This window comes from Neisseria sp. 23W00296, assembly GCF_044772855.1.
Classification (GTDB): domain Bacteria; phylum Pseudomonadota; class Gammaproteobacteria; order Burkholderiales; family Neisseriaceae; genus Neisseria.
Genome location: NZ_CP173024.1, coordinates 2090661 through 2113062, shown reverse-complemented (window position 1 = coordinate 2113062; position 22402 = coordinate 2090661). Strand labels below are relative to the sequence as shown.

Annotated in this window: 21 protein-coding genes and 1 pseudogene; 18 read left to right on the top strand and 4 right to left on the bottom strand. The window is 53.3% G+C overall.

Annotation, left to right across the window (positions count from 1 at the left end):
* The first annotated feature begins 296 nt into the window (after window positions 1–296).
* From ACG2K1_RS10530 to ACG2K1_RS10480, 11 genes are all read left to right on the top strand, one after another.
* Window positions 297–1169: a DMT family transporter gene (locus tag ACG2K1_RS10530; protein WP_395429235.1), complete on the top strand. Its 873-nt coding sequence runs from the start codon at window positions 297–299 to the stop codon at window positions 1167–1169.
* Window positions 1170–1387: 218 nt separating this feature from the next.
* Window positions 1388–2977 (top strand): inorganic phosphate transporter, encoded by a 1590-nt coding sequence (locus tag ACG2K1_RS10525; protein WP_009425284.1) that lies wholly within the window; start codon window positions 1388–1390, stop codon window positions 2975–2977.
* Window positions 2978–3116: 139 nt separating this feature from the next.
* On the top strand, window positions 3117–4790 hold the full coding sequence (pilB, locus tag ACG2K1_RS10520) for a type IV-A pilus assembly ATPase PilB (RefSeq protein ID WP_395429234.1): 1674 nt from the start codon (window positions 3117–3119) through the stop codon (window positions 4788–4790).
* A gap of 17 nt (window positions 4791–4807) precedes the next feature.
* A complete protein-coding gene (locus tag ACG2K1_RS10515) occupies window positions 4808–6031 on the top strand; it encodes a type II secretion system F family protein (RefSeq protein WP_009425282.1) in 1224 nt (407 codons plus the stop codon).
* 27 nt (window positions 6032–6058) lie between these two features.
* Window positions 6059–6922: an A24 family peptidase gene (locus ACG2K1_RS10510; RefSeq protein WP_009425281.1), complete on the top strand. Its 864-nt coding sequence runs from the start codon at window positions 6059–6061 to the stop codon at window positions 6920–6922.
* Entirely contained in the window at window positions 6919–7539 is a 621-nt protein-coding gene (gene coaE, locus ACG2K1_RS10505) for a dephospho-CoA kinase (RefSeq protein WP_009425280.1), read from the top strand. Before ACG2K1_RS10510 ends, coaE begins: the two co-directional genes overlap by 4 nt.
* Window positions 7536–8297: a cell division protein ZapD gene (gene zapD / locus ACG2K1_RS10500; RefSeq protein ID WP_009425279.1), complete on the top strand. Its 762-nt coding sequence runs from the start codon at window positions 7536–7538 to the stop codon at window positions 8295–8297. Before coaE ends, zapD begins: the two co-directional genes overlap by 4 nt.
* On the top strand, window positions 8298–8495 hold the full coding sequence (locus ACG2K1_RS10495; protein WP_009425278.1) for a DNA gyrase inhibitor YacG: 198 nt from the start codon (window positions 8298–8300) through the stop codon (window positions 8493–8495).
* A 124-nt stretch (window positions 8496–8619) separates the two neighbouring features.
* The gene (locus ACG2K1_RS10490) at window positions 8620–9228 is read left to right on the top strand and encodes an HI_0552 family protein (protein WP_009425277.1); all 609 of its coding nucleotides are present in this window, start codon (window positions 8620–8622) and stop codon (window positions 9226–9228) included.
* A gap of 44 nt (window positions 9229–9272) precedes the next feature.
* Window positions 9273–9794, top strand: a complete 522-nt coding sequence (locus ACG2K1_RS10485) for a hypothetical protein (RefSeq protein WP_402837186.1) — start codon at window positions 9273–9275, stop codon at window positions 9792–9794.
* A 123-nt stretch (window positions 9795–9917) separates the two neighbouring features.
* A complete protein-coding gene (locus ACG2K1_RS10480; RefSeq protein WP_157058124.1) occupies window positions 9918–10328 on the top strand; it encodes a DUF2846 domain-containing protein in 411 nt (136 codons plus the stop codon).
* 328 nt (window positions 10329–10656) lie between these two features.
* Here the strand turns inward: ACG2K1_RS10480 and ACG2K1_RS10475 are convergent, their stop codons facing one another.
* On the bottom strand, window positions 10657–11544 hold the full coding sequence (locus ACG2K1_RS10475) for a prephenate dehydrogenase (RefSeq protein WP_395429233.1): 888 nt from the start codon (window positions 11542–11544) through the stop codon (window positions 10657–10659).
* Window positions 11545–11638: 94 nt separating this feature from the next.
* The gene (gene trpS / locus ACG2K1_RS10470) at window positions 11639–12649 is read right to left on the bottom strand and encodes a tryptophan--tRNA ligase (protein ID WP_395429264.1); all 1011 of its coding nucleotides are present in this window, start codon (window positions 12647–12649) and stop codon (window positions 11639–11641) included.
* 225 nt (window positions 12650–12874) lie between these two features.
* On the opposite strand from trpS, the gene ACG2K1_RS10465 reads away from it, so the two are divergent.
* The 6 genes from ACG2K1_RS10465 (at window position 12875) to ACG2K1_RS10440 (ending at window position 19633) form a co-directional block, all read left to right on the top strand.
* On the top strand, window positions 12875–14257 hold the full coding sequence (locus ACG2K1_RS10465; RefSeq protein ID WP_036496092.1) for an MFS transporter: 1383 nt from the start codon (window positions 12875–12877) through the stop codon (window positions 14255–14257).
* Window positions 14258–14261: 4 nt separating this feature from the next.
* A complete protein-coding gene (locus ACG2K1_RS10460) occupies window positions 14262–14771 on the top strand; it encodes a single-stranded DNA-binding protein (RefSeq protein ID WP_009426111.1) in 510 nt (169 codons plus the stop codon).
* 183 nt (window positions 14772–14954) lie between these two features.
* Window positions 14955–15431 carry a transcription elongation factor GreA gene (greA, locus tag ACG2K1_RS10455; protein ID WP_009426112.1) on the top strand — a complete coding sequence of 159 codons (477 nt, stop codon included), beginning with the start codon at window positions 14955–14957 and terminating at the stop codon, window positions 15429–15431.
* A gap of 100 nt (window positions 15432–15531) precedes the next feature.
* Window positions 15532–15795, top strand: a complete 264-nt coding sequence (gene hfq, locus ACG2K1_RS10450) for an RNA chaperone Hfq (protein ID WP_009426117.1) — start codon at window positions 15532–15534, stop codon at window positions 15793–15795.
* An 89-nt stretch (window positions 15796–15884) separates the two neighbouring features.
* Entirely contained in the window at window positions 15885–17912 is a 2028-nt protein-coding gene (gene uvrB / locus ACG2K1_RS10445) for an excinuclease ABC subunit UvrB (RefSeq protein ID WP_395429232.1), read from the top strand.
* A 56-nt stretch (window positions 17913–17968) separates the two neighbouring features.
* A complete protein-coding gene (locus tag ACG2K1_RS10440) occupies window positions 17969–19633 on the top strand; it encodes a hypothetical protein (protein ID WP_395429231.1) in 1665 nt (554 codons plus the stop codon).
* 246 nt (window positions 19634–19879) lie between these two features.
* On the opposite strand, the gene ACG2K1_RS10435 is transcribed toward ACG2K1_RS10440, so the two are convergent.
* Both ACG2K1_RS10435 and ACG2K1_RS10430 read right to left on the bottom strand, forming a co-directional pair.
* Window positions 19880–21199, bottom strand: a complete 1320-nt coding sequence (locus tag ACG2K1_RS10435; protein WP_395429230.1) for an MFS transporter — start codon at window positions 21197–21199, stop codon at window positions 19880–19882.
* Between the two features lie 342 nt (window positions 21200–21541).
* Window positions 21542–21736, bottom strand: a pseudogene (locus ACG2K1_RS10430) (ABC transporter ATP-binding protein); the annotation flags it as partial.
* A 147-nt stretch (window positions 21737–21883) separates the two neighbouring features.
* On the opposite strand from ACG2K1_RS10430, the gene ACG2K1_RS10425 reads away from it, so the two are divergent.
* The gene (locus ACG2K1_RS10425) at window positions 21884–22345 is read left to right on the top strand and encodes a hypothetical protein (RefSeq protein WP_395429229.1); all 462 of its coding nucleotides are present in this window, start codon (window positions 21884–21886) and stop codon (window positions 22343–22345) included.
* Window positions 22346–22402 lie beyond the last annotated feature (57 nt).

Below are 22402 nucleotides of genomic sequence, written 5' to 3'. Positions count from 1 at the left end.
TCCGGCTTTTTCAGACGGCCTCCTTGGGTTACAATCCGCCGCTTTGCCGCCGCCGTGCGTTTTTTGCCGCGGCGGTTTGTCGAACCATTAAATCGGGGCTGTTTTGCAGTTTCGTTGCCGCGACGGTTTTTGCTTCCCGCACCGTCTGTTTCCGTGTACGGAATCCGCTTCTCAAAACGCTTGCAAACAGCCCCGAGGCCGTCTGAAAAAGCCTTGCGCCTGCACAATGCGCTTTGCCGAATATGTTTTCAGACGGCCTATTACCGCCCGGATGCGGAGTCGGACAAGGAAACCGAATGATCTATCAAATTCTGGCACTGGTGATTTGGAGCAGCACCTTTATCGCTGCCAAGTACGCCGAGGGGATGGTCGATCCCGCAATGACGGTGCAGATCAGGCTGGTTATCGCCGCGCTCGCCGTGCTGCCGGTCTGCCGCCGCTATATCGGACGCATTCCGCAGGATAAATGGAAGCCGTTGTTGTGGCTGTCGTTTCTCAACTATGTCGGCGTGCTGATGTTCCAATTTATCGGCGTCAAATATACGTCTGCCGCCAGCGCTGCAACAATGATCGGGCTGGAGCCGCTGATGATGGTGTTTGTCGGCCACTTTTTTTTCAACGACCGCGCCCGCCCGTACCACTGGCTTTGCGGCGCAGCCGCGTTTGCGGGTGTGGCCGTGCTGATACTCGGCGGCGGCGAGGGCGGCGGCATCAGCATTTTCGGCTGTATGCTGGTGTTTATGGGAGGCATCGTGTTTTGCAGCATCACGCGGCCGACGCAGAAGCTGATCGGCGAAATCGGTGCGCCGGCCTATACTTCGGTTTCGCTGGCCGTTTCGGCGGTGTTGTGCCTGCCGTTTTCCCTGCTGCTGGCCGAGCGCTATACGGTGGTTTGGAGCTGGCAGGGGACGGCGGCGCTGCTGTATTTGGGCATCGGGTGCAGCTGGCTGGCCTATTTGTTGTGGAATAAGGGGATGCTGACCGTTCCGGCCAATCTGGCGGGGCTGCTGACTTCGCTCGAACCGATTTTCGGCGTGTTGCTGGCGGTGTTGTTGCTGGGCGAGGACATTTCTCCGCTTTCGTGGCTGGGGATTCTGATTGTCGTGGCGGCCACGTTTACCGCAGGCGTGCTGCCGCGGGTGCTGAAAGAAAAACAACAGGCCGTCTGAAAAGGCCTGCCGGGCAGCGGTATGGTGAGGCAATTTTGTGTTTACAGGCATTTGGCGGGAGTATGCGGCAAAGCGGGCGGGGAATTTCCCGCCGGATTGTCCGGTAAAGCCTTTCGGGCGGAGATTATTAAACTTATAATGCGCAAACGCCGCTTGGCGTGTTTGTGATGGTTGTGCCGAATTTCTCCGTTTTCAAATTATTTTGAAGGACTGTCCTCATGGCTCCGACGAACAACGATTCGAGTCCCATGTATAAAACCAATCTGGCATTTGCCGCCATGCTTATCGGTATGGTCGGCTATTTTATTTACTGGGGATTGGATTACACCCATTACAACCATATCACCATGTTCCTGCTTGCCACGGCCTTCGGCGTGTTTATGGCGTTTAATATCGGCGGCAACGATGTGGCCAATTCCTTCGGCACTTCCGTGGGCGCGGGTACGCTGACGATTCCGCAGGCGCTGATTGTCGCGGCCGTGTTCGAAGTGAGCGGTGCGGTGATTGCGGGCGGCGAGGTAACCGCCACCATCCGCAACGGCATTGTGCGGATGGAGGCTTTGCCGATGGAGCCGATGCAGTTTGTCTATGTGATGCTGTCCGCGCTTTTGGCGGCTGCCCTCTGGCTGCTGTTTGCCACAAAAAAAGGCCTGCCCGTTTCGACCACGCACGCGATCATCGGCGGCATTGTCGGCAGCTCGATGGTGCTGGGTTTTCTGTTAACCAAAAGCAGCGACGGCACGTTTGCTTTGATAAAATGGGAAAAAATCGGCGAAATTGCCGTGTCTTGGGTGTTGTCGCCGGTGTTGGGCGGGCTAGTGTCGTATGTGCTGTTTTATCAGGTAAAAAAACATGTGCTGGATTACAACACGGAAATCGAAAGACAGCTTAAAGACATCAAAGCCGAGAAAAAAGCCTATAAAGAAGAACACCGCCTGCGCTTCGAAGCTCTGCCCGAGCCTGAACGCCTGAAAGCGGCGTCGGCCATGGCGCGTGACGCGCAGATTTACGGCGAGGCGGACTTTGATCCGAATGAATTGGAATCGGCCTATTACCAGGGTCTGTACCATATCGAACAGCGCAAGAGCAGTATCGACGCCTATAAGGCGCTTCATTCTTGGGTGCCGCTGATTTCGTCGGTGGGCGGTATGATGATTGCCTCGATGCTGATTTTCAAAGGTTTGAAAAACCTGAATTTGGGTATCGGCGAGCTGGGCAGCTATCTGACCATTCTGATGATAGGCGCAGGTATTTGGTTAGCTACGTTTATTTATGCTAAGACATTGAAACGCAAGGATTTGGCAAAATCCACTTTTTTGATGTTTTCCTGGATGCAGGTGTTTACTGCAGCCGGGTTTGCGTTCAGCCACGGAGCGAACGACATTGCCAATGCCATCGGCCCGTTTGCGGCGATTATGGACGTGCTGCGTACCGATGCCATCGGTATTTCCGCGCCCGTGCCGCCGATAGTTCTCTTGACGTTCGGTATCGCGCTTATCGTCGGTTTGTGGTTTATCGGTAAGGAAGTGATTGCGACTGTGGGTACGAGTTTGGCCGAAATGCATCCTGCTTCGGGTTTTACGGCCGAGCTGTCTGCGGCTTCGGTTGTGATGGCGGCTTCGTTTCTGGGGCTGCCGGTGTCGAGCACGCATATTCTGGTCGGAGCGGTTTTGGGCATCGGTTTGGTCAACCGTAATGCCAACTGGAAAGCGATGAAGCCTATCGCTTTGGCTTGGGTAATTACCTTGCCCGCGGCATCGCTGCTTTCGGTTACCTGCTTCTTCGTGCTTCAGACGGCCTTTGGCTGATAATGTGGCTTGGTGTTTAATAATTTTTACAAATAATAGGAAAATTTTGTCATATGCCGGTCAAGTATTTATAATGGACAAAATTTTCGCAATTTGAACGGCAAAAACCGGGTACGCCGGAAGCCGGAATAGGGATGGCATGAGTTTAGGTTTGTTAAGGGTTTTAGTGCAAAACCGTATACTGTCCAACGAACAGACGGGGCGCTATCAGAAAGCTTTAGGGGAAAATAAAGACATTATCCCCATGCTGTTTGGCGATAATATTACCAATCCGAAAGCGCTGGCGGAATTGTTGGCTCAGATTTTCAATTATCCGGTTTTGGATTTGAGTTATTACCCGCGCAGCAATATCGTGCAGGATGTGTTACCGGAAGAGCAGATGCAGGCCAACGCCTGCGTGCCGGTATTCAAACGCGGAAACAGGGTGTTTCTGGCAGTTTCCGATCCGACCAAAATTCAGGAATTTCAAAAACTGGTAACCGGGTATACGATTGATTTGGTTGTCGTACGACATGACCAGCTGATGACTTTGGTCGAGTGGCTGGGTCAGCGCTCCACCACTATTTTGCGCGAGATGTCGCAAGATCAGTTGGATACCTCGACTTCTCAGGCATTGTTTATCGGCGATGAAGAAGCAGAAGACGGGCCGATTGCACGTTTCATCCACAAAACGCTTTCTGATGCCCTTAATTCGGGCGCGTCGGATATCCACTTTGAGTTTTATGAAAATACGGCAAGGGTTCGTTTCCGTGTCGACGGCCAGCTTAGGGAGGTTGTCAAACCTCCTGTGACCGTACGAAGCCAGCTCGCATCGCGCATCAAAGTGATGGCCAAACTCGATATTTCCGAGAAGCGCGTCCCTCAAGACGGCCGTATTCAGATTGCGTTTTCCAAACATGGCCGCCCCACGGATTTCCGTGTCAGCACACTGCCTACCCTTTTTGGCGAAAAAGTGGTGATGCGTATTTTGAATTCCGATGCGGCATCGCTCAATATAGATCAACTCGGTTTTGAGGATTTCCAAAAAGATTTGCTGTTGGAGGCAATTCACAGGCCTTACGGCATGGTTTTGGTTACCGGACCGACCGGTTCGGGTAAAACCGTCTCGTTGTATACATGCCTGAATATTCTGAATACCGAAGGTGTGAATATTTCTACCGCAGAGGATCCAGCCGAGATTAACCTGCCCGGCATTAACCAGGTAAACGTAAACGACAAACAGGGACTGACCTTTGCAGCAGCACTGAAATCGTTTCTCCGTCAAGACCCGGATATCATCATGGTCGGTGAGATTCGCGATTTGGAGACGGCGGATATTGCAATTAAAGCCTCGCAAACCGGTCACATGGTGTTCTCAACGCTGCATACCAATAATGCGCCGGCAACTTTGTCCCGTATGTTGAATATGGGTGTCGCGCCGTTCAATATTGCCAGCTCGGTTAGTCTGATTATGGCGCAGAGGCTGCTCCGCCGCCTGTGTCCGAACTGCAAAGAGCCAATGGACAGGCCGCCTGAACATGCATTAAAAAAAGCCGGTTTTACCGATGAAGATTTGGCACGTGAATGGATGATGTATCGTGCGGTCGGCTGCGACACATGCCGCGGTAAAGGTTACAAAGGCCGAGCCGGTGTTTATGAAGTTATGCCGATAACCGGTGAAATGCAGAGGGTAATTATGGAAGGTGGTACGGAAGTCGATATACAGCAGATGGCCTATCAGGAGGGTATGGTCGATTTGCGCAGAGCAGGTTTGTTGAAGGTAATGGATGGGATTACTTCTTTGGAAGAAGTATTGGGTAACACTAACGATTAATCAAATGGACTGGGAAAATGAAAGCAAATAAAGTCAATAATGAAAAAGGTAAACGGTTTACTTTTGAAGGTAAGCACACTCAGAGCGAACAAATCGTCCGCGGAGAAGTAGTAGCTGCCAACGAGGAAGAAGCGCGTAAGAAACTGCTGCGCAGAGGTATCAAACCGTTGCGGATTACGCAGGTCAAAGCCACGCGCAAAAAGCGCATTACTCAGGAAGATATCACGGTTTTTACCCGTCAGTTGGCAACTATGATGAAGGCCGGTTTGCCGTTGATGCAGGCTTTTGAAATTGTGGCGCGCGGACACTCGAATCCGTCGATGACGCAGTTGCTGATGTCTATCAGAAGCGATGTGGAGCAGGGCACGTCTATGGGCGCCGCTTTTGCCAAGCATCCGAAATATTTTGACCGTTTCTACTGCAATCTGGTTGCTGCGGGTGAGGCTGGTGGTGTGTTGGAAAACTTGTTGGACAAATTGGCTGTCTACAAGGAAAAAACCCAGTCTATCAAGAAAAAAGTGAAATCAGCATTGACTTATCCGATTGCCATTGTTGTTGTGGCAGTTGTATTGGTTATTATTATGATGATGTTTGTGTTGCCGGCATTCGGAAAAGTTTATCACGACATGGGGGCGGAACTGCCTTTCCTTACCCAGGTTATGATGAATATTTCTGACTTTTTTGTCAGTTATGGATGGGTAATTATTATAGGACTGATCGGTATGGTGGTTGCCTTGGTTCATTTTCATAAAAATTCTCCCAAGTTTCAGAAAAGGGTGGATGCTTGGGTGTTGAAATTACCAATATTTGGTAACATTGTGCGCAAAGCCACTATTGCCCGATGGGCAAGGACAACCGCCAGCCTTTTTGCCGCTGGTGTGCCTTTGGTTGAAGCTTTGGATTCTGTGGCAGGTGCTTCAGGTAATATTTTGTACGAAGAGGGTACAATTACAATTAAATCCCAAGTAAACCAAGGTCTGTCGTTGACTTCGGGCATGCAAAGTACGGGTTTGTTCCCCAATATGGTCATACAGATGGCATCTATCGGTGAAGAGTCCGGTTCCTTAGACGACATGTTGAACAAGGTAGCAGAGTTTTATGAGGAAGAAGTCGACACAGCTGTTGCCCAGCTGTCTTCACTGATGGAACCGATTATTATGGTGGTATTGGGCAGCATTATTGGTGTGATATTGGTAGCCATGTACCTGCCGCTGTTCAACTTGGGTAACGTAGTAGGCTGATGGTTCATGAATAATCTGTATTCATGGATGACGGAATATTATGCCCCTTTGGTCATTCCCATCTCGGTAATTCTCGGCCTGCTGGTCGGTAGTTTTCTCAATGTCGTGATTTACCGCGTTCCCGTGATGATGGAACGCGGGTGGACTCTGTTTTCCAAAGAGCATTTGGGAATCGAGCTGACCGATGAGGAAAAGCAGCCGTTCAGTCTGACCCGGCCGCCGTCGCGCTGTCCGAAATGCGGTAACCGGGTCAGGCCGTGGCAGAACATACCGGTTGTCAGCTACTTGCTGTTGAAAGGCAAATGCGGCCATTGCCATACCCATATCAGTGCCCGTTATCCCGCTGTCGAAGTATTGACGGCCGTTGTGTTCGGCATTGTTGCCGCTTGTTACGGCTGGTCTTGGATAACGCTGACAGGCTTGGTGTTTACGGGTTTCTTGGTGGCTTTGGCCTTTATCGATGCGGATACGCAATATCTGCCTGACGAGCTGACCATTCCTCTGGTTTGGCTGGGTTTGCTTGCGGCTTATGGCGGCAGCGGCTTGGTTACCTTGCAGCAGTCTGTCATGGGCGCGGTATGCGGCTATCTCAGCTTATGGCTGTTAAACCGGCTTCATAAGCAGATTCGCGGAATTGACGGCATGGGCGGAGGCGATTTCAAGCTTTTGGCCGCATTGGGTGCGTGGCTTGGCGCGGCGGTTTTGCCCGTTGTCGTTTTTGTTGCGGCCGTTGTCGGTATTGTTTCTGCCCTCATTATGAAAGTCAGACAAAGCCAGCCGATGGCTTTCGGCCCCTGCCTGATTATTGCCGGCTGGATTGTTTTCGTCACGCATGACAAAGTTCTGGCAGGCGTGCGCTGGTGGCTGCATATGTCGGGTTTTTCGGCATGACCGTTTGGATTGGGCTGACAGGAGGAATCGGCAGCGGAAAATCACAGGCCGCTGCCGAATTTTCGTCTTTGGGTGTTCCGGTTATCGATGCGGATCAGGTGGGACGCGGGCTGACTGCAGAGCAGGGCAGGGCGCTGCCGGCGGTGCGGCAGGCGTTTGGCGACAAAGTGTTCGACGGTGACACGCTGAACCGTGCCGCATTGAGAGAAACAGTTTTTGCCGATGCTGTGGCAAAAAAACGTTTGGAAGACATTCTGCTGCCGCTGATTTTCGATGAAATCCGTCGGGAGCAGCAGCAATACACCAATCGAAGCTACGGTATAATCGAAATCCCCCTGCTGGCCGAACAGGCCGGTTTTCAAACGCTGGTGCGGCGCGTTTTGCTGATAGAAACTGACGAGCCGGTCAGAATCGGGCGCGTCATGCGGCGCAGCGGTCTTTCGGAAGACGAAGTGAAGCGGATTATCGCCGCGCAGGCCGGAGAAAAACAGCGCCGGCGTCTGGCCGACGATATCGTGATCAACAACGGCAGCACACAAGAGCTGCGGCAGAAAATAGGCCGTCTGAACGCTTACTTCCGCGCCCGTTTCCACCACCAACCACAGACATCCAAATGATTAAATTCGAACACCCATTGTCCGAGCGGGTACGCAATTTCCTGCGCATCGAATACCTGTTCAAACGCTTTCAGGACGAAATCGCCTGCCCGCATTCGGTGTGGGCGCACCATCTGGCGCTGTCCACCCTGTTCGATATCATGGAATCCGCCGCCCGCGCCGAATTAAAGCTCGACATCCTGCAGGAATTGGAACGCCAGAAACAAATGGTCGCCAAAACCCGCAGCCCCGAATCCGCCCGGCAGTTGCAGGAAGACCTCAAACAAGTCGCGCAAGGCCTGCTCGGCATCCAGCAGAAATTCGGCCAGCACCTGCGCGAAAACGAATGGCTGATGGCGCTCAAACAGCGCATGCTCGTTCCCGGCGGCACCAGCCCGTTCGACGTCCCTTCGTATTACTACTGGCAGCAGCGCCCGTACGAAGAACGCCAGGCCGATCTCAAACGCTGGATACGCACCCTGATGCCCACCTACGACGCCATCTCCGTCCTCCTGCGCATCCTGCGCAACAACTCGCGCGAAGTCGGCTGCCACGCCAAACGCGGAAACTACCAGCACGCCAGCCTGGCGCAAAACATCCACCTGCTCAGCATCGAAGTCGGCAAAGAACACGGCGCCATGCCCGAAGTTTCCGCCAACAAATACTTCACCCACATCCGCTTCCTCACCATCTCCAACGAACGCCCGCGCGGCCCGCAGGTAGACGGCGACATCCCCTTCAAAATGATCATGAGCAGCTTCGACCAAGTGGTGGAATAAATGGACAAAACCATCCGAACCGTCCGCTGCCCCCGCTGCGGCAAACCCGCCGAATGGTCGCCAGCAAACCCCTACCGCCCCTTTTGCAGTCGACGGTGCAAAACCACCGACCTCGGCGCATGGGCGGGCGAAGACTACCGCGTCGCCGCAGCCGAGCCCGATATCTTCTCCGAAACCGCCCCGCCGCAGGCAGACTGAGGCCGTCTGAAAACACCCCGCCCCGGCCGCGCTTGTTTTCAGACGGCCTTGCCGTATCCGACAACCCTTCGAGCCAAAGCCACAGCGCCGCAGATTTCATGTCGGCCGACTAAAAAGGAACGCCATGCTCACCCCGCAACACAGCCGCCTGTTCGACATCCCCTTCTACCAATTCGCCCAACTCAAAAAATACCAACCCGAAGCCATCCCGCAAATCAAAGCCGACTACAAAGCCGCCTGGCAGGACTGGCAGAGCCTGATCCGCCAGGTTGCCGCCGATCTCGGCGCCCCCTTCGCCCCGCCGCATATCGAACGCTGGTGCAACGGCTGGCAGGTACGCGCCCACTTTTTCGCCTACTTCAAATACGAAGCCTACCGCGATGCCGCCGCCATTCTTTCGGTCCTCCTCAACCGCCGCCGCCTCACCGTCAGCCTCGACTGGCACTGCTACAAAGCCGACGTCTCCCCCATCGCCCTGCCGCAATACAACCAATGGCTCGACGAACTCGATACCGAACGCTATGCCGCCTACGAGCTATGGCACGGCGCCGAAAGCGAATACGCCGACTACCCGACCGTTGCCGACAGCACCGTCAAACTTGAAAGCGGCGAAGACTTCTACTGCATCGGCCGCCACATCGAAGGCGGCGACCTCGGCAAAACCGACACCGCCGCCTGGATCGCACAAACCATACACGAACTGCAACCGCTCTACGAAGCCTGCTTCCGTTAAACCTGCCGCCGTCGACAAAACAGGCCGTCTGAAAAAAACCGCGAATGCGGTTTTTTTCAGACGGCCATTTCAGACGGCCATTTCAGACGGCCATTTCAGACGGCCATTTCAGACGGCCATTTCAGACGGCCATTTCAGACGGCCATTTCAGACGGCCATTTCAGACGGCCATTTCAGACGGCCATTTCAGACGGCCATTTCAGACGGCCATTTCAGACGGCCATTTCAGACGGCCATTTCAGACGGCCATTTCAGACGGCCATTTCAGACGGCCATTTCAGACGGCCATTTCAGACGGCCATTTCAGACGGCCATTTCAGACGGCCATTTCAGACGGCCATTTCAGACGGCCATTTCAGGCCATTTCAGACGGCCATTTCAGACGGCCATTTCAGACGGCCATTTCAGACGGCCATTTCAGACGGCCATTTCAGACGGCCATTTCAGACGGCCATTTCAGACGGCCATTTCAGACGGCCATTTCAGACGGCCATTTCAGACGGCCATTTCAGACGGCCTTTTTTATCTACCCACACGGGTTTCTGCAAAGCCCAAAACCCGCGTGAGTGCCTGCATTCTGCAACCTAAGTAATCGGCGCAGTATAAATCGGTCAGGCATCATTGATAGTTTAAAAATGAATGTGTAAAATTATCAAACTTTAAACCCATTTAACAAAAGGAAATAGATTGTGAAATTTTTACCCATGTCTCTTGCCGCTTTAATGCTTTCGGCCTGTGCCGCAACCGGAACGCAATTTGACAGCTTCAAACAGCCTTCCGAAGGCCAGGCAATGCTCTATGTCTACCGGCCGAAAGCGTTTGTAGGTGGTGGTACACATTTTAAAGTTGCAGCAAACGATACAATTATCGGTCGCCTGCGCAACGGGGGCTACGTGGAAAAAGAACTGCCGCCCGGAGAGTATGATGTTTGGGCGCAAACGGAAGCAAAACGCAGCACCTTGGTTGAGCTAAAACCAAATGAAACGCGCTGCGTACGTGCAAGTATAGATATGGGCGTATGGGTCGGCCGCCCGCATTTCGAAACTGTTTCGCTCAACGAATGTAAGAAAGGCATTCAGGGTTTAAAACAAAGTTTCTAGGGTGTATCGATTGTCAACACCCTAACAGGCGAAGCGTAGAGTGTAAGGCTTTGCCGCTTACGCGGTTTCAAAATTCCCAAAGGCCGTCTGAAAACCTTGAATTCACAGGGTTTTCAGACGGCCTTTTTCTGATTCCAAACGTTCTTGCTCAAATTTTTCGCATACAAATAATCCGTGTCGTGAATGCCGTCGGTGGCGGTTGTCGGCGGCAAACGCTGTACGGGTTATAGATAGGGATGTTGCCCAAACGATGCACGTGTTCCATGTGATATCCGCCATCCGCCCGAAGGCCATCTAAAACCTTGCATGCACAAGTTTTCAGACGGCCTCAGCCGTCCTGCTTGTCCAGCCATTCGTCGCGCGTTTGTTTGGCGGCGGCGAAGTAGCGGTAGAGGCCGTCGGCGTCGCCGTTTTGCAGCATGGTTTCCAAACGTTCGAGCTGGGCGCGCTGGGCGGCGGCGAGCTGTTGCAGGAAGCCGCGGTTGGCGAGGGCGATGTCGCGCCAGACGGCGGGGTGGCTGGATGCGATGCGGGTGAAGTCGCGGAAACCGCTGGCGGCGAAGTCGAGGAAGGTTTGCGCGTCGGGATGTTCGCGGATCTGGCCGACGTAGGCGAAGGCGAGCAGGTGGGGCAGGTGGGAAACGGCGGCGAAAACGGCATCGTGTTCCGCCGCGTCCATGCTGTGCACCTGTGCGCCGACGGCCTGCCATAGGGCGGCGATGCGTCCGGCGGCGGCGGGCTGCTGGCCTTCGTGCGGGCAGATAACGAGTTTTTTGTTGCGGTAGAGGCCGAATTGCGCGGCCAGTGCGCCGTGGCGGTCGGAGCCGGCGATGGGGTGGGCGGCGACGCAGCGCGGCAGGTGCTGCGGCAGGTGTTCGGCGAAGGCGGCGAGGGCGGACTGTTTGGTGCTGCCGACATCGCTGACGATGGCGTCGGCGCGCAGCAGGGGGGCGGCGGCGCGGCAGACGGCGGCGAGGGCGGCAACGGGGGTGGCGATGAGCACCAGTTCGGCTTCGCCGACGTTGGCGGCGGAAATGTCGCAGGAGGCACTGTCGATTACCCGCCGCTCCAGGGCGCGTTCGAGGTTGGCGGCATCGGTGTCGACGCCCGCAACGTGGCGCACCAGTCCGAGCCGTTTCAAATCGAGGGCGAACGAGCCGCCGATCAGGCCGACGCCGATCAGGGTGAGCTGGCGGATGGGTTCGATGGCGGACATGGTACGGCCTCTGTCGGATGGTTTGAGGCCGTCTGAAAGCGGGCAAAGCGGTGTTGGCTGCGCCGAAGCTGCGCTTTCAGACGGCCTTTTCGGTTTACTTCAAGGCGCGGATGCCGACGGCGTCGCGTACTTTGTCTAAAATCTCGCGTGCTTCGCGGCGGGCTTTTTGTGCGCCGGCCTGTAAGATTTCTTCGATTTGCGCGGGGCGGGCGGTCAGCTCGTTGTAGCGTTCGCGCTTGTCGGCGAGCTCGGCGTTGATTTTGGCGGCGAGGAGTTTCTTCGCTTCGCCCCAGGCGAGGCCGTCGGAGAGCATTTGGGTGAACTCGGCGGTTTGTGCGGGCGTGGCGAAGGCTTTGTAGATTTCAAACAGCGGGCTTTCGTCGGGCTGTTTGGGCTCGCCCGGCTCTTTCAGGTTGGTGATGATTTTGTTCACCGATTTTTGCAGCTTTTTCTCGGTTTCAAACAGGGGAATGGTGTTGCCGTAGCTTTTGCTCATTTTGCGCCCGTCGAGGCCGACCAGCAGCTCGACCTGTTCGTCGATTTTCACTTCGGGCAGGGTAAACAGCTCTTTGAAGCGGTGGTTGAAGCGTCCGGCAATGTCGCGCGCCATTTCGACGTGTTGGATTTGGTCGCGGCCGACGGGCACTTCCTCTGCGTTAAACATGAGAATGTCGGCGGTCATCAGAATCGGGTAGCTGTACAAGCCCATTTCTACGCCGTGGTCGGGGTCTTCCTGATTATTTTCAGTGTTGGCCTGCACGGCGGCTTTGTAGGCGTGGGCGCGGTTCATCAGGCCTTTGGCGGTGATGCAGGTGAGTATCCAGTTGAGCTCCATCACTTCGGGGATGTCGCTTTGGCGGTAGAAGGTGGTGCGCTCGGGGTCGAGGCCGCAGGCGAGCCAGGTGGCGGCTACGGCTTGGGTGGATTCGTGAATGCGCTCGGGCTCGTGGCATTTGATGATGCCGTGGTAGTCGGCGAGAAAGAGAAAAGATTCGGTGTCGGGGTTTTGCGCGGCGCGGATGGCGGGGCGGATGGCGCCGACGTAGTTGCCGAGGTGGGGAATGCCGGTGGTGGTTACGCCGGTGAGAACGCGTTTTTTAGTCATGGTGCGGATGCTTTCTGGTGTTTTCAGACGGCCTTTTTTGTCGGTTGAGGCCGTCTGAAAGCGGTTGCGGACAAGGGAAGGCGGCGATTTTAGCAGAGTTTGGCGGCGCATCGTTCGGCGGCGGCGCGATGCTGTATAATCCGCCGCTTTCAGGCCTTTCAGACGGCCTCCGTCACTCAAAACAACGGCACACACACAACCGGAAACAGCAATAAAGGCGGCAGCATGGCAAGAGCAAACCAAACACAAATGTTCCCCGACGAATGGCGCGCCAGCACTTCGCTGGCGGGCGTGTACGCGCTGCGTATGCTGGGGATGTTTCTCGTGCTGCCCGTGCTGTCGCTGTATGCGGCGGGTCTGCCCGGCGCGGAAGGCAACGCCGCGCTGGCGGGCTTCGCAGCGGGGATGTACGGGCTGACGCAGGCCTTGATGCAGCTGCCGCTGGGCATCGCTTCCGACCGCTTCGGCCGCAAGAAAACGATTTATTTCGGCCTGATTCTGTTTGCCGCCGGCAGCTTTACCGCCGCCGCCGCCGACACTTGGGCGATGCTGGTGCTGGGACGTGCCTTGCAGGGTGCGGGCGCGGTGAGCGCGGCGGTAACGGCGCTGCTGGCCGACCTGACGCGCGAGGAAGTGCGCACACGTTCGATGGCGATGATTGGTTTGAGCATCGGCATCACCTTTTCCGCCAGCCTGGTTTTGTCGCCGATGCTGACGGGCGTTATCGGCGTGAAAGGGCTGTTTCTGCTCACGGGCGTGCTGACGCTGGCGAGCATTCTGGTGGTGGCGTTTTGGACGCCCGATCCGCAGGTTTCCAAGCTGCACGAAGACGCGCAGGCGCAGCCCTCGCGTTTGCGCGAAGTGTTTGCCGACCGCCGCCTGATGAGCCTCAATTTCGGTATTTTCGCCCTGCACTGCGGCATGATGGCGCTGTTTGCCAGCCTGCCCTTTGTGATGGAAGGACTGGGGCTGGACAAAACCGGCCATTGGAAAGTCTATTTCCCCGCCACGCTGCTCGGCCTGATTCTGATGATACCCGCCATCATCGTCGGCGAGACCAGAGGCCGTCTGAAACAGGTGTTCGTTATCGGCATCGTGCTCACCGCCGCCGCCGTGGCCGCGCTGATGCTGTCGCTGCATTCGCTGTGGCTGATCGGCGCCTGTCTGATTGTCTATTTCGTCGGCTTCAATATTCTCGAAGCAAGCCAGCCGTCGATGGTGTCGAAAATCGCTCCCGCCGATTTGAAGGGCACGGCGATGGGCGTGTACAACACCCTGCAATCGGTCGGCCTGATGAGCGGCTTCTGGCTCGGCGGCTGGCTGTTCCAGCACCACGGCATGTATGCCGTGCTATCGTTTGTGGTGGTGCTGACGCTGGTGTGGCTGGCATCGGCCGCCGCCAGCCCCGCGCCCAAGCCCGTGAAAACCGTCGCCCTGCGCGTCGGCAGTGTTTGGACGGGCAGGCAGCAGCAGCTGTCCGCCGCACTCGGCACACTTGCGGGCGTCGAGCAAATCAGTTTCAGCAGCGACGGCGAAACCGTGTACATCAAAGCCATGCAGAAAGGCTTTGACGAGGCGGCCGCCAAAGTCATTATTTCAGGAGAGTAAAACCATGTCTTTAAACAAAGTAATCCTCATCGGCCGCCTCGGCCGCGACCCCGAAGTGCGCTATATGCCCAACGGCGAGCCCGTCTGCAACTTTTCGATGGCCACCAGCGAAACGTGGAACGACCGCCAGAGCGGCCAGCGCCAGGAGCGCACCGAGTGGCACAACATCACCATGTACCGCCGCCTGGCCGAAATCGCCGGACAGTATCTGAAAAAAGGCAGCCAGATTTACATCGAAGGCCGCATCCAGAGCCGCAAATACCAAGACCGCGACGGCATCGAGCGCACGTCCTACGACATCATCGCCAACGAAATGAAAATGCTCGACAGCCGCCAAAGCGGCGGCGGCGCGCCCTATCAGGAAGGCGGCTACCAACAGAGCGCGCCGCAGCAGCCCTACCAGCAGGCCGCGCCGCAACAGCAGTATTCCGAACCGCCCGCCGCCCCTGCCCGCCGCCCCGCCCCCGCGCCTGCCGCGCCGGTGGAAGACATCGACGACGATATTCCGTTCTGACAAACCGCGTTTTCAGACGGCCTCCGAATGCGTGCAGGCCGTCTGAAAACAGAGATTGCCAAAACACCCGTTTTTGGTACAATGCCGCCGCATCGAACACCGCAAGCCGCCGTTTTACCGCGCGGCTTGCCTTTTTGTATTTTTGGGCGGCGCTCTGCCGTCCCGTTTTTTAGGAACTGCCGAATGAAAAAAATCCCTCTGACCGTGCGCGGCGCGGAGCTGCTGAAAAACGAGCTGCAACAGCTCAAAAGCGTGGCGCGTCCCGAAGTCATCGCCGCCATCGCCGAAGCGCGTTCGCACGGCGATTTGTCGGAAAACGCCGAATATGAAGCCGCCAAAGAGCGCCAGGGCTTTATCGAAGGCCGCATCGCCGAAATCGAACACAAACTCTCGCACGCCCACGTCATCAACCCCGCCGAAATCCATGCCGAAGGCAAAGTCGTCTTCGGCGCGACCCTCGATTTGGAAGACCTCGACAGCGGCGACCATGTCCGCTACCAAATCGTCGGCGAAGACGAAGCCGACATCAAAGCGGGCAAAATCTCCGTCGGCTCCCCCATCGCCCGCGCCCTGATCGGCAAGGAAGAGGGCGACGTGGCCGAAGTGCAGGCACCCGGCGGCGTGCGCGAGTACGAAATCGTGGCGGTGGAATACGTCTGAAAAAGCGTCCTGCCTAAAAGGTAGTCAAGGCAGCCGATAACCGTTACAATCCGCACCGTTTTTCTAATAAACAAAACCATCCGAAAGTGGAGTATAAAAAATGACAGCTAAAGCCCAAATGTTGCAAGACCCCTTTTTGAACGCCCTGCGTAAAGAGCATGTGCCCGTTTCCATCTATCTGGTAAACGGCATCAAGCTGCAAGGCCAAGTCGAATCCTTCGACCAATACGTTGTGCTGCTGCGCAATACCTCGGTGACCCAAATGGTGTACAAACACGCCATTTCCACCATTGTTCCCGCCCGCGCCGTCAGCCTGCAACACGAGAACAAAGCCGCCGAGAGCGAGCAGCCTGCCGCCGAATAAGCCGCGCAGAGAAGAGGCCGTCTGAAAACTTTTCAGACGGCCTCTTGCTATATAATCGCCCGCTTTCCCCGCGTTGTCGAACGATTGCCATGCAAATCATCCAATACCCCGATTCCCCCTTCAAACTCCACCAACCCTTCCCGCCCGCCGGCGACCAGCCCACCGCCATTGCCGGCTTGCTCGAAGGGCTTTCAGACGGCCTAGCCTATCAAACCCTGCTTGGCGTAACCGGTTCGGGCAAAACCTACACCATGGCGAACGTCATCGCGCAAAGCGGCCGCCCCGCCATCATCATGGCGCACAACAAGACCCTAGCCGCCCAGCTCTACGCCGAAATGCGCGAGTTTTTCCCCGAAAACGCGGTGGAATATTTCGTCTCCTACTACGACTATTACCAGCCCGAAGCCTATGTGCCCAGTCGCGACCTGTTCATCGAAAAAGACAGCGCGATCAACGAACACATCGAGCAGATGCGCCTTTCCGCCACCAAAAACCTGATGACGCGCGACGACGTGATTATCGTCGCCACCGTGTCCGCCATTTACGGTATCGGCGACCCGACCGAGTATCAACAAATGGTGTTGTCCGTCAAAGAAGGCGACACCATCGAACAGCGCGACATCATCGCCACGCTCGTTTCCATGCAGTACGAACGCGGCGATTTGGACTTCAAACGCGGCAGCTTCCGCGTGCGCGGCGACGTGATTGACGTGTACCCCGCCGAAAGCTCCGAAAACGCCCTGCGCATCAGCCTGTTTGACGACGAAATCGACCGCCTCGATATGTTCGACCCGCTTTCAGGTAGCCTGCACCAGCGCGTCGGCCGCTACACCGTCTTCCCGTCCAGCCACTACGTTACCCCGCGCGACACCGTCTTGCGCGCCTGCGAGTCCATCAAAGAAGAATTGCGCGAACGCATCGAATTTTTCGCCCGCGAACAACGCCCCGTCGAACAACAACGCATCGAACAGCGCACCCGTTTCGACCTCGAAATGCTCTACGAAATGGGCTTCTGCAAAGGCATCGAAAACTACTCCCGCCACTTCTCCGGCAAAAAAGAAGGCGAACCGCCGCCCACGCTGATGGACTACCTGCCAAGCAACGCCATCATGTTCATCGACGAAAGCCACGTTACCGTTACCCAAATCGGCGGCATGTACAAAGGCGACGCATCGCGCAAGCAAAACCTCGTCGATTATGGTTTCAGGTTGCCTTCCGCCCGCGACAACCGCCCGCTCAAATTCCACGAATTTGAAAAAGTCATGCCTCAAACCGTCTTCGTTTCCGCCACCCCCGCCAAATACGAAGAAGAACACGCCGGACAAGTGGTCGAACAAGTCGTCCGCCCCACAGGACTGGTCGACCCCCAAATCATCATCCGCCCCGTCGCCACCCAAGTCGATGACTTAATGAGCGAAATCAACGACCGCATCCAAAAAGGCGAACGCGTGCTCGTTACCACCCTCACCAAACGCATGGCAGAGCAACTCACCGACTATTACAGCGAACTCGGCATCAAGGTGCGCTACCTGCACAGCGACATCGACACCGTAGAGCGCGTTGAAATCATTAGAGATTTGCGGCTCGGACTGTTTGACGTACTCGTCGGCATCAACCTCTTGCGCGAAGGCCTCGACATCCCCGAAGTCTCCCTAGTCGCCATCCTCGATGCCGACAAAGAAGGCTTCCTGCGCTCCCACCGCAGCCTGATTCAAACCATAGGCCGCGCCGCGCGCAACGTGAACGGCGTCGCCATCCTGTACGCCGACAAAATCACCGACTCCATGAAAGCCGCCATCGACGAAACCGAACGCCGCCGCGAAAAACAGATTAAATTCAACGAAGAACACGGCATCGTGCCGCAGCAGATTAAAAAACAGGTCAAAGACATTATCGACGGCGTGTACCACGAAGAAGACAGCGGCAAAGGTCGTCTGAAAGGCAAAAACAAGGTTAAAGTCGGCGAAATTCACAACGAAGAAGACGCAATTAAAGAAATTGCCAAACTGGAAAAAGCCATGCAGCAGGCGGCTAGGGATTTGCAGTTTGAAGAGGCGGCAGTGTTGCGGGATAGGATACGGGGGATTAAGGAGAATTTATTGTTTGGTAGTAGATAATTAAGTATTATATCAATTTTATAATTAGATATTTTGTTTTTAAAGGTAAGAAGTATATGAGTAACCATTTACAAAATGAATCTGAAAAAGAGGCTAAAAATAGAATTTTGCAAAAAAACTTATTGGATAAAATTCAAAAACAATACAAATTGTCAGAAATGGAAACAGTATTTTTATGTGAGTCAAAAGATGATCACCATCATTTTATAGACAGTATTTTTATACCTATTTCTTATAAGGAAAAAGCATTGTCAGATTTGGCTTGGAATTTAAATTCTGATAATTCGAAGCCTAGAATAGAGAGTTTTTACTCTGGTGAATCAAAATATTTAAGATTTGGTAATCAAGAAGGATTGGAGCCTTTGGTTATATCAAGGAATTTTAATGATCTTAAACCGTCTTATATTGAAATATCTGAAGAGTTCAGATTGTTTTATAATTTATATTTAGATGAAACAAAAAAATCTTATATAAAATTTGATGATGATGGGAACAGTGAAATCATAATAACTTTCTCAGAAAATGAAGTTAAAATTCGTTTAAAAGAGCTACTGCAGTTTCTTGCTGCTAAGAGCATGTATCTATTGATTCAATATGATTGTAGAGAGCATACGCCTTATTCAATTGATAAATTGATGTTAACAAAGGGAGTGTTAGAATCTAATTTAAAATCCAATGGCAAAAGTAATTATATTTATGAAATTTATTGTGGTGATTGTATGGGAAATGATACTTTTACCAGATTATCTGCAAAGAAGATTCTCTTGCCATTTATACCTTCATCGGTAAGTAAGAGTAAAAAATATCAGGATTTTATTATAGATATAGATGCACAAGGAGATGATATTACTTTTACGTGCAATCCTGATGAGCTTGCAGATTTTTTTGGAAAAAATCCGGACAGCCCAAATTATTTAACTCCAGTTTGTTTTGAGAAAAAGGTATTAGAAAAATATTATCTAGAACCTACAAAGTATAGAGTAGAAGATTCTCATTTATATTGTGGAAGTCTATGGAGTTTATCGATAGATAATAACCATGATGATTATGTCCAAGTTTGGTTAGGCGATTTAGGTGGCTTGTCGGAAAAAGAACAAATTTATTGGAGATCATTTAATATTCAAAATATTGGGAAAGTGAGTAATACTTATTTCAAAAGGCAAATAATGGCTGAATTTACAGATTCGGATTACCCAGATCATATTTTTAAAGCAAAATATTTAAAGTTGTTAGAAAAAAGTTTGAAACTTCTAAATTGGCATATACTTCTACCGTTAGCAGAAAAAGATAAGCCATATTTAGATGAGCTACATATACTGACCGTAGAAGAACAACATAAATTTGATATATTAGTCCTTGCCTTAACTAAAATTTTGATTGATTCTATCAATGAAGAAAAAATTAATGAGTTACTCGATAAGCAGGAGTTAGTAAATCTCAAAGGGAGTATATCTAAGTTGGAAGCATTGTTAAAAAGATGTAATATCGACGATAATATGCTTAGTAGTCAAATTTTCTTTTTAAGAAAATTACAGAATTTACGTTCAGCTAGTTCTGCACATAGGAAAGGTTCAAATTTTGATAAAATTTCAAAGAAATTTAATATTGACAAATTAGGTTTAATGGGTGTTTCTAAATCAATATTAAATGATTCAATTAAATTTATTAATTTTTTAGATGTATTTATTAATAATCATTATGAAAGTTTCAGCAAGCCCTAGCCTGCATTTTTACCAACCGCGTGCGTAGCTATGCCACACACCTTACCTGTGGGCGGCACAAACTTTCAATTCGACGTGTAGTGTGTGAGGTGGGGGCGCACGCGTTTTTTACCGTTCAAACCATTGTTTCAAACTTTCAGACGACCTCAAACGTCGTCTGAAAACCTCTAGCATAAAGGCCGTCTGAAAACCAATTTTGAGTTTTCAGACGGCCTTTTGCTGATTTTAGGCTCTCTATACAGTTGTTTAAGAGCTGATTTCCTCCAGCGTCCTGCCTTTCGTTTCTTCGCCTAAAGCCAAAATCACCAATACAATCAGCATCATCACGCCGGCGAACATCATGAAAATATTGCCGAATCCGCCGCTGCCGCCGACCATTTTAGCGACCACCATAGGCGCGAGGATGCCGCCGATGCGTCCGATTGCGCCCGCCCAGCCGGAGGCGAAGGCACGGAAGCGGAGGGGGTAGAGTTCGGGCGTGTAGGTGTATAAAACGCCCCATGCGCCGAGATTGAAGAACGACATCAGGCTGCCCCACGCCATGACTTCGGCGGCACTGCTGCTTTGCCCGAAAAACCACGCGCAGACGGCACAGGCGGCGAGAAAACCTGCCAAAGTCGCTTTGCGCCCGATTTTTTCCACCAATGCCGCCGCCGCGATGTAGCCGGGCAGTTGCGCGACAATCATCACCAGCACATATTCAAAGGTTTTGACCACCGTATTGCCTTGTTCGACCAAGAGTTTCGGCAGCCAAGTAAAAATGCCGTAATAGGAAAAGACGATGCCGAACCAGACCAGCCACAGCATCAGCGTGCGCCGTGCGAAAGGCTGTTGCCATAGTTGTATGAAACGGATGCGTTGTTTTTCTTGTTGCGGCGGTGCTACGGCTGTTGCGGCGGGCGCAATCCCCGCTTCCTCTTCCAAGCGGCTGACCAGCCGGTGCGCTTCGTCCGTTTTGCCTTGCGAGAGCAGGTATGGGACGGATTCGGGGATGAATTTCAACACCAGCGGGATATACAAAATCGGTAGTGCGCCGATTAAAAACGCGCTGTGCCAGCCGAATTTGGGGATAAAGAAATAGGAAGCGAGTGCGGCGGCAAGCCAGCCCAAGCCCCAAAAACTTTCCAGCAACACGATAAAGCGTCCGCGTACTTTCGGCGGGGCGTATTCGCTGACCAATGACACCGCGACGGGAAGCTGTCCGCCCAGTCCTACGCCGACAAAGAAGCGGCAGATAAGCAGTGTTGCAATGTCGGGTGCAAAGGCGCATAGGCCCGTCGCCGTGCTGTACACCGCCATGGTTGCGGCAAATACGGTTTTCCTGCCGAAGCGGTCTGCCAGCCAGCCGCTCGCTACCGCCCCCAGTGCCATGCCGATAAAGGCGATGCTGACTATCCAACCCAGTTGCGCCGGCTGCAAACCCCATTCTTTGCCTAATTCGGGCAATATAAACGACACGATGCCGGTATCCATTGCGTCAAACAGCCAACCGATGCCGACCAATACCAGTAATTTGTAGTGGAACCTGCCCGGCGGCAATGCTTGCAGGCGGGAAAGAATGTCCATCTTGATTCTCCTTTGGGGTTTTGAGAAAGCATATATAGCAGATTCGCTTGATTTTTGATACGGTACCTGCCAGCGGCCGTCATTCCCGCGCAGGCGGAAAACCGTCGGAAACTTTGAACAACAGATGTCTGCAAAACGGTTGCCGAAATTCAAAAGTGGATTCCCGCCTGCGCGGGAATGACGGCATGGATGCTTTTGATTTGGACTTACAGTAGAGTTTTTGCGAAATTGGGTGTTAGCGGAAAGCAGACCCGGTGCTTGAGCGTGTACTGAAAAATGGTTTGAGGTTGTCTGAAAACGATTGGACAAAATCCAATATGTCCGTTTTCAGACGACCTCTTTTCAATCTTCTTTGTTTTCTTCTTTTGCCCAATGCTTCCTTACCCGCGCTTTGCCGTCTGCGTCCAAACGGCGGTAAAGATTGATGACTTCGTCGGCGGAGGCGGTGTTTTCCGGCTGCGCCGCGCCGAACAGGGAGCGCACATAATCATCCGCCGGATGGTTTTGAATATCCTGCGGCGTATCGACTTGAACCAGCGTGTAGCAACTGTATTTTTGCCCGACGGGGTGAAAAATACAGTTGCTACGGTTGTTGCTACCTGTACTGTCTGCGGCTTGCTGCCTTGTATCTTTCCTATTTTGTTTCACTATACAATCGCGCTTTTTTACAAACGGACTGGCGCCATGTCGCAACAGACAGACGCTTCCCTCAATACCTTGATTTCCGCCAGCGGCACAATCGCGGGCATGGGTTTGGCGCTGGTGGGTATTCTTGCTGCCAAGCAGTCGCTCAAGCCCAGCGAGATGATTTCCGACGATTTGTTTTTGTTTTCCTCCATCGGCTTTCTGCTTGTGGTGGTGGTCGGCTACACCGTGCAGAAAAACAGCGGCCGCCCGTATGTCGCGCGTTTGGGTGACGCTGGCGGAGTGGATTTTTTCACTGTCGCTGCTGACGGTGGTTGCGGCGGCGTTTATTCCGCTTTATGCCGAGGTGTGAAAACTTGTCCGAGCCGCGCGCGGCCGTGTGTTGATGCGGCGTTTGGACATGGAAAAAGCAGCCTTGTCGGGCTGCTTTTTTGTTTTCGGAAACGTCATTGCCGCGTTTATGCCCCGAAGGGGTATAGGCGGGAACGGCCTCAATCATAGTCTGAGGCCGTCTGAAAACCTGCGGCGGGTTTCAGACGGCCTTTGTGTGTCCGCGCG

Excerpts from the sequence above, each read along its gene's own strand:
- ACG2K1_RS10490 (WP_009425277.1), top strand. The coding sequence starts at position 8,620 with ATGCTCACCCCGCAACACAGCCGCCTGTTCGACATCCCCTTCTACCAA.
- ACG2K1_RS10475 (WP_395429233.1), bottom strand. The coding sequence starts at position 11,544 with ATGTCCGCCATCGAACCCATCCGCCAGCTCACCCTGATCGGCGTCGGC.
- ACG2K1_RS10495 (WP_009425278.1), top strand. The coding sequence starts at position 8,298 with ATGGACAAAACCATCCGAACCGTCCGCTGCCCCCGCTGCGGCAAACCC.
- hfq (WP_009426117.1), top strand. The coding sequence starts at position 15,532 with ATGACAGCTAAAGCCCAAATGTTGCAAGACCCCTTTTTGAACGCCCTG.
- pilB (WP_395429234.1), top strand. The coding sequence starts at position 3,117 with ATGAGTTTAGGTTTGTTAAGGGTTTTAGTGCAAAACCGTATACTGTCC.
- ACG2K1_RS10485 (WP_402837186.1), top strand. The coding sequence starts at position 9,273 with ATGCGGTTTTTTTCAGACGGCCATTTCAGACGGCCATTTCAGACGGCC.
- ACG2K1_RS10515 (WP_009425282.1), top strand. The coding sequence starts at position 4,808 with ATGAAAGCAAATAAAGTCAATAATGAAAAAGGTAAACGGTTTACTTTT.
- trpS (WP_395429264.1), bottom strand. The coding sequence starts at position 12,649 with ATGACTAAAAAACGCGTTCTCACCGGCGTAACCACCACCGGCATTCCC.
- zapD (WP_009425279.1), top strand. The coding sequence starts at position 7,536 with ATGATTAAATTCGAACACCCATTGTCCGAGCGGGTACGCAATTTCCTG.
- ACG2K1_RS10425 (WP_395429229.1), top strand. The coding sequence starts at position 21,884 with ATGTCGCAACAGACAGACGCTTCCCTCAATACCTTGATTTCCGCCAGC.
- ACG2K1_RS10435 (WP_395429230.1), bottom strand. The coding sequence starts at position 21,199 with ATGGACATTCTTTCCCGCCTGCAAGCATTGCCGCCGGGCAGGTTCCAC.
- ACG2K1_RS10510 (WP_009425281.1), top strand. The coding sequence starts at position 6,059 with ATGACGGAATATTATGCCCCTTTGGTCATTCCCATCTCGGTAATTCTC.
- ACG2K1_RS10440 (WP_395429231.1), top strand. The coding sequence starts at position 17,969 with ATGAGTAACCATTTACAAAATGAATCTGAAAAAGAGGCTAAAAATAGA.
- greA (WP_009426112.1), top strand. The coding sequence starts at position 14,955 with ATGAAAAAAATCCCTCTGACCGTGCGCGGCGCGGAGCTGCTGAAAAAC.
- ACG2K1_RS10525 (WP_009425284.1), top strand. The coding sequence starts at position 1,388 with ATGGCTCCGACGAACAACGATTCGAGTCCCATGTATAAAACCAATCTG.
- ACG2K1_RS10530 (WP_395429235.1), top strand. The coding sequence starts at position 297 with ATGATCTATCAAATTCTGGCACTGGTGATTTGGAGCAGCACCTTTATC.
- coaE (WP_009425280.1), top strand. The coding sequence starts at position 6,919 with ATGACCGTTTGGATTGGGCTGACAGGAGGAATCGGCAGCGGAAAATCA.
- uvrB (WP_395429232.1), top strand. The coding sequence starts at position 15,885 with ATGCAAATCATCCAATACCCCGATTCCCCCTTCAAACTCCACCAACCC.
- ACG2K1_RS10460 (WP_009426111.1), top strand. The coding sequence starts at position 14,262 with ATGTCTTTAAACAAAGTAATCCTCATCGGCCGCCTCGGCCGCGACCCC.
- ACG2K1_RS10465 (WP_036496092.1), top strand. The coding sequence starts at position 12,875 with ATGGCAAGAGCAAACCAAACACAAATGTTCCCCGACGAATGGCGCGCC.